7 protein-coding genes are annotated in these 7,081 nt (G+C 63.7%); 4 read left to right on the top strand and 3 right to left on the bottom strand.

Going from position 1 to position 7,081, the window contains the following annotated elements; genetic code table 11:
- The first annotated feature begins 82 nt into the window (after positions 1-82).
- A complete protein-coding gene (locus VFG49_RS15805; RefSeq protein ID WP_324862239.1) occupies positions 83-445 on the top strand; it encodes a BON domain-containing protein in 363 nt (120 codons plus the stop codon).
- Between the two features lie 85 nt (positions 446-530).
- Here VFG49_RS15805 and VFG49_RS15800 read toward each other — a convergent pair whose 3' ends face one another.
- Complete coding sequence (locus VFG49_RS15800) at positions 531-1,697, bottom strand: PilT/PilU family type 4a pilus ATPase (RefSeq protein WP_324862237.1); 1,167 nt, start codon at positions 1,695-1,697, stop codon at positions 531-533.
- Positions 1,698-1,801: 104 nt separating this feature from the next.
- Positions 1,802-2,839, bottom strand: coding sequence for a type IV pilus twitching motility protein PilT (locus VFG49_RS15795; protein ID WP_324862235.1), 1,038 nt, complete (start codon positions 2,837-2,839; stop codon positions 1,802-1,804).
- Between the two features lie 306 nt (positions 2,840-3,145).
- Here VFG49_RS15795 and proC point away from each other — a divergent pair, with 306 nt between their 5' ends.
- The 3 genes from proC to VFG49_RS15780 are packed head-to-tail and all read left to right on the top strand — an operon-like array spanning position 3,146 to position 6,646.
- Positions 3,146-3,970 (top strand): pyrroline-5-carboxylate reductase, encoded by an 825-nt coding sequence (proC, locus tag VFG49_RS15790; RefSeq protein WP_324862233.1) that lies wholly within the window; start codon positions 3,146-3,148, stop codon positions 3,968-3,970.
- A complete protein-coding gene (locus VFG49_RS15785; protein WP_324862231.1) occupies positions 3,967-4,542 on the top strand; it encodes a YggT family protein in 576 nt (191 codons plus the stop codon). The genes proC and VFG49_RS15785 overlap by 4 nt, the downstream gene beginning before the upstream one ends.
- A 40-nt stretch (positions 4,543-4,582) precedes the next feature.
- Positions 4,583-6,646, top strand: coding sequence for a M13 family metallopeptidase (locus VFG49_RS15780; protein ID WP_324862229.1), 2,064 nt, complete (start codon positions 4,583-4,585; stop codon positions 6,644-6,646).
- Positions 6,647-6,817: 171 nt separating this feature from the next.
- Here the strand turns inward: VFG49_RS15780 and VFG49_RS15775 are convergent.
- On the bottom strand, positions 6,818-7,081 hold a 264-nt coding region (locus tag VFG49_RS15775), incomplete at its 5' end, for an ABC transporter substrate-binding protein (protein WP_324862227.1).

Raw genomic sequence — 7,081 nt, 5'->3', positions numbered from 1 at the left:
CTGTTGTTATCGCTGCACGGACGCCGCCAGCGGCAACCGTCTGTCTCATGGACAGCGCTCCCCAACTATCAGGAGAAATCCCATGCGCACCAACAACCTGTTCCGCAAGACTCTGATCGCCGTCGGCCTTGCCGCTGCCATCTCCGCCGTGCCCTTTACGCAGGTTGCTGCCCAGGACGCCGCGATGAAGTCGTCGGACAACCAAACCGTGCCCGACAAGACCGCCGATGGCTGGATCACCACCAAGGTGAAGTCTGAGCTTGCCACCACCAAGGGCATCAAGAGCACCGACATTTCCGTCAACACGCAGGACGGCGTGGTCACCCTGACCGGCACCGCCAGCAGCTCTTCCGAGAAGGCCAAGGCCGCGTCGGTCGCCAAGGCCGTCAAGGGCGTCAAGAGCGTCGACGCCAGTGGCCTGACGGTCAGCGATACTGCCAAGTAAAGCTCTTGCACGCCGATTGAGGCGGTAACCGAAAACGAAGAAGGAGCCCGCGGGCTCCTTCTTTTCGTACGAAACGGAAAACCGCTCAGCGCCGGAGGAAATTGCCGCTGAAATTCTGCTGGTCGCGGGTTTCTTCCAGTTCCACGCCGTCCAGGCCCTGCGACAGGGTGTGGGCGTCACCGCCCTGGGCCAGCTTGATGCGCAGACGCACTTCGTTGGAGCTGTCGGCGTGACGCAGGGCGTCTTCGTAGGAGATCTCGCCGGCGTGATAGAGCTCGACCAGGCTCTGGTCGAATGTTTTCATGCCGAGATTGGTGGACTCCTTCATCACTTCCTTGAGCTTGTGGATCTCGCCCTGGCGGATGTAGTCCTGCACCAGCGGCGTGCCCAGCAGCACTTCCACCGCCACGCGACGCGCCTTGCCGTCGGGCGTGGGGATCAGCTGCTGCGCCACGATGCCCTTGAGGTTGAGCGACAAGTCCATGAACAGCTGCGAGCGGCGGTCTTCCGGGAAGAAGTGCAGGATGCGATCCATCGCCTGGTTGGCGTTGTTCGCGTGCAGGGTGCACAGGCACAGGTGACCGGTTTCGGAGAAGTTGATCGCGTGCTCCATCGTTTCACGCGTACGCACTTCGCCGATCATGATGACGTCGGGCGCCTGGCGCAGCGTGTTCTTCAGCGCGTTGTCCCAGCTGTCGGTGTCGATACCCAGCTCGCGCTGCGTGATGATGCAGCCCTCGTGCTTGTGCACGTATTCGATTGGGTCTTCGATGGTGATGATGTGGCCGGTCGAATTGGCGTTGCGAAAGCCGATCATCGACGCCAGCGAGGTGGACTTACCGGTACCGGTACCGCCCACGAAGATGATGATGCCGCGCTTGGTCATCGCCAGCTGCTTGATCACCGGCGGCAGGCTGAGTTCTTCGATGGTCGGGATCTTCGACTCGATCCGGCGCAGCACCATGCCCACGCAGTTGCGCTGATAGAAGCACGACACGCGGAAGCGGCCCACGCCCTGCGCCGAGATGGCGAACTGGCACTCGTGGGTCTTTTCGAACTCCTCGCGCTGCGAGGGCGTCATCACGTTGAGCACCATGTCGCGCGACTGCTGCGCGGACAGCGGGCTCTGCGTGATCGGCACGACGCGGCCCTGCACCTTCATCGACGGCGGCACGCCAGCCGTGATGAAAAGGTCCGAAGCCTTCTTGTGCACCATCAGCTTGAGGAACGAGGTGAAATCGAAATCGCTCATGATCTGTCTCCTTGGGAGACGCAAACGTCAATGGCCAAGGGTAGAGAAGAAACCCGAAGCTGCGGCGAACCAGCTTCTCCCCTCTACCATTTACTCCTCACCCTTTACTTGAAGATGTCCTTGTTGCGCGCGTAGCTCGCCGCCTGCTGGCGCGTGACGAGGCCGCGTTTCACCAGGTCCTGCAGGTTCTGGTCCAGCGTCTGCATGCCGTACTGCTGACCGGTCTGGATGGACGAATACATCTGCGCCACCTTGTCCTCGCGGATCAGGTTTCGGATGGCGGGGATGCCGACCATGATCTCGTGTGCCGCGATTCGACCGCCGCCTACCTTCTTCAGCAGCGACTGCGAAATCACCGCGCGCAGCGACTCGGACAGCATCGAACGCACCATCGGCTTTTCGCCGGCGGGGAACACGTCGATGATGCGGTCGATGGTCTTGGCGGCCGAGCTGGTGTGCAGCGTGCCGAACACCAGGTGTCCGGTTTCCGCGGCGGTCAGCGCCAGGCGGATGGTTTCCAGGTCGCGCAACTCGCCGACCAGCACGAAGTCCGGGTCTTCGCGGAGTGCGGAACGCAGCGCCTCGTTGAAGCCGTGCGTGTCGCGGTGCACTTCGCGCTGGTTGATCAGGCACTTCTGCGAGGTGTGCACGAATTCGATCGGATCCTCGATGGTGAGGATGTGGCCGTATTCGTTCTTGTTGATGTGGTCGACCATCGCCGCCAGCGTGGTCGACTTGCCCGAACCGGTGGGTCCGGTCACCAGGATCAGGCCTTGCGGCTGCTCGATCAGGTCACGGAACACGGCCGGTGCGGCCAGGTCTTCTAGCGTGAGCACTTCGGACGGAATCGTACGGAACACGGCGCCCGAGCCACGGTTCTGGTTGAACGCGTTGACGCGGAAGCGCGCCAGGCCCGGGATTTCGAACGAGAAGTCGACTTCGAGGAATTCTTCGTAGTCGCGGCGCTGCTTGTCCGACATGATGTCGTAGATCAGCGAGTGCACCTGCTTGTGCTCGAGCGCCGGGATGTTGATGCGACGCACGTCGCCATCCACGCGGATCATCGGCGGCAGGCCGGCGGACAAGTGCAAGTCCGAGGCTTTGTTCTTCACCGAGAAGGCAAGCAGTTCGGCGATATCCATCTGGCGTTCCCCTCAAGCCGATCGTCTGGATGTCCTGATGCCGGGGTCGCGCGGTTGAGGTGAGGCATGGCGCATGCGACGCGAACGCGTCGACGCCGTGCAATGGCCCTGTCCCGGTTCCCCTGGCAAGCGAGCCGATACTACTCGTGCCAAGGCCCGCGCCACCAGTCTTTCCTTAGGTCTACTGCCCAAAGTGCGGACCGGGTCGGCAGAAGGTCTTGCCAGCCGGCCACGGGCTGCACTTCCGCCATGGGACGGACAGCCCTTCCTCCGGTAAGGTAACCGCCGCATGGATGAGGAAACTGCATGACACGTATTGCCTTCATTGGTGGCGGGAACATGGCACGCAGCCTGATTGGCGGCCTGCTCAAGACCGGCTTTTCCGCTTCCTCCCTCAGCGTGGCCGAGCCGCGCGCCGACGCCCGCCAGGAGCTGGGCCGCGAGTTCGGCGTGGCCTGCTACGCCGACAACCGCCAGGCCACCGCCGACGCGGACGTACTGGTGCTGGCCGTCAAACCGCAGATCATGCCGGCCGTCCACGCCGAGCTTAAGGACCTGCTGGTGCGCCAGCGGCCGCTGCTTATTTCCATCGCCGCCGGCGTGCGCATCGACCAACTCGAACGCTGGTTCGGCCACGCGCTGGCCATCGTGCGCTGCATGCCCAACACACCCGCGCTGATCGGTGCAGGTGCCACCGGCTTGTTTGCCAACCGTCGCGTCAGCGCCGAACAGCGCGCACAGGCACAGCACATCCTCGATGCGGTGGGGCTGACCCGCTGGGTCGATGACGAAGCGTTGATCGATACGGTGACCGGCCTTTCCGGTTCCGGCCCGGCCTATTTCTTCGCCATGGTGGAAGCGCTGGAAGATGCCGCATTCGCCCAGGGCATGTCGCGCGAAACAGCTCGCGCACTCGCCGCACAGACCTGCCTCGGCGCCGGCCGCATGCTGGTGGAAAGCGGCGAAGATCCCGGTGTGCTGCGCCAACGCGTGACCTCGCCCAACGGCACCACGCAAGCCGCCCTGGAAAGTTTTTCCGCCGACCATTTCCACCAGATCGTCGCCCGTGCCGTGGCCGCTGCCACGCGCCGCAGCGGCGAGCTGGCCGCTGCATTGGATGACCAGCCGTGAGCTATCTCGTCAACGCCCTTTCCTTCCTGCTCGAACTGGCCTTCGGCGCCGCCGCTGCGCTGTTTGTGCTGCGGCTTGCCGCCGAAGCCAGCCGCGCCGATTTCCACAATCCGCTGAGCCAGTTCATCTACCGCACCACCAACCCGGTGCTGGCGCCCGTCCGCAAGCTGCTGCCGAACTGGCGGCGCATCAACATCGCGGCGCTGCTGGCGGTGTGGCTGCTGATGCTGATCAAGCGCGTGGTGCTGTTCGCGCTGCTGGGGGTCTTTCCGCACGTACTGGGATTGATCGTGCTGTCGCTGGCCGACACGCTCGACTTCATCGCCATGTTCTACGTGGTGCTGATCTTCGTGTGGTCGCTGATGAGCCTGTTCCAGGTCGAGACCTACCATCCGGTCTATCGGCTCGCCGGCAGCCTGGTTGACCCGTTGCTGCGCCCGTTGCGAGGCCGCCTGGTGGCCGGCGGCCTGGACTTCGGTCCATGGGTCGTGATGATCGTGCTGGTCCTCGCACGCCTGCTGCTGGTTTCGCCACTGACCGACCTGGGTGCGCGACTCGCACTCGGTCTCTGATTCCGTCCCCCATCCCATCGTTTTCCGGAGAGACAACCGCATGAACGCGAATCCGTCGCCCTTCCGCCGTCGGCTGCTTGCTCTTGCCCTGGGCCTTGCCGCGACCGGCGTGGCCTGTGCCGCATCGCCTGCGACTGCCACCAAGCCCGACGTGGTCGCCGGCAACATCGACACGTCCGTGAATCCGGGCGACGACTTCTTCGAATTCGCCAACGGCGCATGGCTGAAGGCGCATCCGATACCGGCGGAGGAATCCGCCTGGGGCATCGGCCAGGTCGTGCAGGAAGAGCTGTACGCCAAGCTGCGCAAGATCAGCGAGGACGCCGCCGCGCAGACGCATGCCGCGCAGGGTAGCGACGAGCAGAAGGTGGGCGATTTCTGGACGATCGGCATGGACCAGGCGCTGGCCGACCGGCTGGGTGCTTCGCCGCTGAAGGACACGATGGCGACCATCGACGGCGTGCATGATCTCAATTCCGCGCTGGACGCTGCCTTCGCGCTGCAACCGCTGGGCGTGGACGTGTTCTTCGACTTCGGCGTATCGCAGGATGAAAAGCAGAGCGATGCGATGGCCGTGCACCTCGTCCAGGGTGGCCTGGGCCTGCCCGAGCGCGACTACTACTTCAACACCGAGCAAGGCATTGCCAAGGCGCGCACGGCGTATGTCGAGCACCTGGGCCGCATGTTCCGCCTGCTGGGCGCCGACGGTGCTTCCGCGCACAGCAGCGCCACGCAGGTGATGGCGTTCGAGACCGCACTCGCCAAGGTGTCGCGCCCGCTGGCCGACCTGCGCGATCCGGAAAAGAACTACAACAAGATGGCGCCGACGGAATTCACCGCCAGGCACACGCCCGCCATCGTGTGGAATACGCGCCTGGCCACCTGGAAACTCGCCGCTCCGACCGTCATCGTCGGACAGCCGGAGTTCTTCGATGGCCTGCAGGCGCTGCTGGCAAAGACGCCGGCACCGGTGCTTCGCAATTACCTGCGCGTGCACCTGGCCGATACCTATGCGAGCTTCCTGAGCCAGTCGTTCGATGACGAACACTTCGATTTCTACGGACGCACGCTGTCTGGCCAGGCGCAGCAAAAGCCGCGCTGGAAACGCGTGCTGCGCGCCGAGAACGATGCGCTGGGCATGATCCTCGGCCGCATCTACGTGAAGGACTATTTCTCCCAAGCCAGCAAGCAGCGCTACAACGCAATGGTGGAAGCCGTACGCACCGCCTACGGCGAGCGCATCGACAAGCTCGACTGGATGGGACCGGCCACCAAGGCCAAGGCCCACGAAAAGTTGGCGGCAGTTACGCGGAAGGTTGGCTATCCGGACAGGTGGAAGGACTACTCCGCCCTCGCCATCGGTCGCGATTCCTACGCACAGAACATGATGCGCGCGCGGCGCTGGGCCTTCGACGACATGCTGTCCAAGTACGGCAAGCCGGTCGACCGTACCGAATGGGAAATGACGCCGCAGACCTACAACGCCTACTACAACCCCTCCAACAACGAGATCGTGCTGCCGGCGGCGCAGTTCATGATCCCGGGCTACGCCGACAGCGAGATCGACGACGCCGTGGTCTATGGCTATGTCGCAGCCTCGACCATCGGCCACGAGATCACCCACGGCTTCGATGACGAAGGTCGCCAGTTCGACGCCAAGGGCAACCTGGTCGACTGGTGGACCAAGCAGGACGCCGAGCGCTTCCAGCGACGCGCCGATGTCATGGTGAAGCAGTTCAACGCCTACGAGCCGCTGCCGGGGCTGCACATCAACGGCCAGGCCAGCCTGGGCGAAAACATTGCCGACTTCGGCGGCATCCTGATCGGCCTGGATGCGTTCAAGAAAACCGAGCAATTCAAGAAGGGCGAGAAGATCGCCGGCTACACGCCACTGCAGCGTTTCTTCCTCGGTTACGCGCTGGGTTGGTTGTCGCAGGAACGCGAGGCACGCCTGCGCAACGGGCTGCTTGCAGACGTGCATGCACCTGCCAAGTGGCGCGTCAACGGGCCGATGTCGAACGTACCGGACTTCTACGACGCCTTCGGCGTGAAGCCGGGACAGCCGATGTGGCGACCGGAAAACCAGCGGGTGAAGATCTGGTAAGGGTTGCGCGGGTTGCCTTTATTCCCTCTCTCCCCTCCGGGGAGTGGGTTGGGGTGAGGAGCTAACCTCGCCTCACCATTTGTCATCGCACCTGTACTTCCCTGTAGGAGCGCACCCTGTGCGCGATCGCGACGCGTCCATCACTTCTACGGTCGCGCACTGGGTGCGCTCCTACAGTCCGCGCTGCCTCTTTTGCCACTCCGTGAAAATCCCATGCATCACCTCCAACCCGTCGAACAACGCCGCCGGCCCCGGCTGCAGGATGAGTGGTGACTTGATCTCGTAGAGATCGCCGTGCCGCACAGCGGGAATCGCACCCCAACCATCGCGCGCCGCCACTTTTTCCGGCCGGAACCGTTTGCCGCACCACGAGCCCAGAATGATGTCCGGCGCTTGCTGCACGACCTCCCCCGGGTCGGCAAGAATGCGGTGCTT

It is taken from the genome of Dyella sp. (assembly GCF_035685885.1).
Taxonomy (GTDB): Bacteria; Pseudomonadota; Gammaproteobacteria; order Xanthomonadales; family Rhodanobacteraceae; genus Dyella.
This window is presented reverse-complemented; position numbering and strand designations above follow the sequence as displayed.

Bases quoted from the DNA above. Each gene is read 5' to 3' on its own strand.
- VFG49_RS15800 (WP_324862237.1), bottom strand. From the start codon at position 1,697: ATGAGCGATTTCGATTTCACCTCGTTCCTCAAGCTGATGGTGCACAAG.
- VFG49_RS15780 (WP_324862229.1), top strand. From the start codon at position 4,583: ATGAACGCGAATCCGTCGCCCTTCCGCCGTCGGCTGCTTGCTCTTGCC.
- proC (WP_324862233.1), top strand. From the start codon at position 3,146: ATGACACGTATTGCCTTCATTGGTGGCGGGAACATGGCACGCAGCCTG.
- VFG49_RS15805 (WP_324862239.1), top strand. From the start codon at position 83: ATGCGCACCAACAACCTGTTCCGCAAGACTCTGATCGCCGTCGGCCTT.
- VFG49_RS15795 (WP_324862235.1), bottom strand. From the start codon at position 2,839: ATGGATATCGCCGAACTGCTTGCCTTCTCGGTGAAGAACAAAGCCTCG.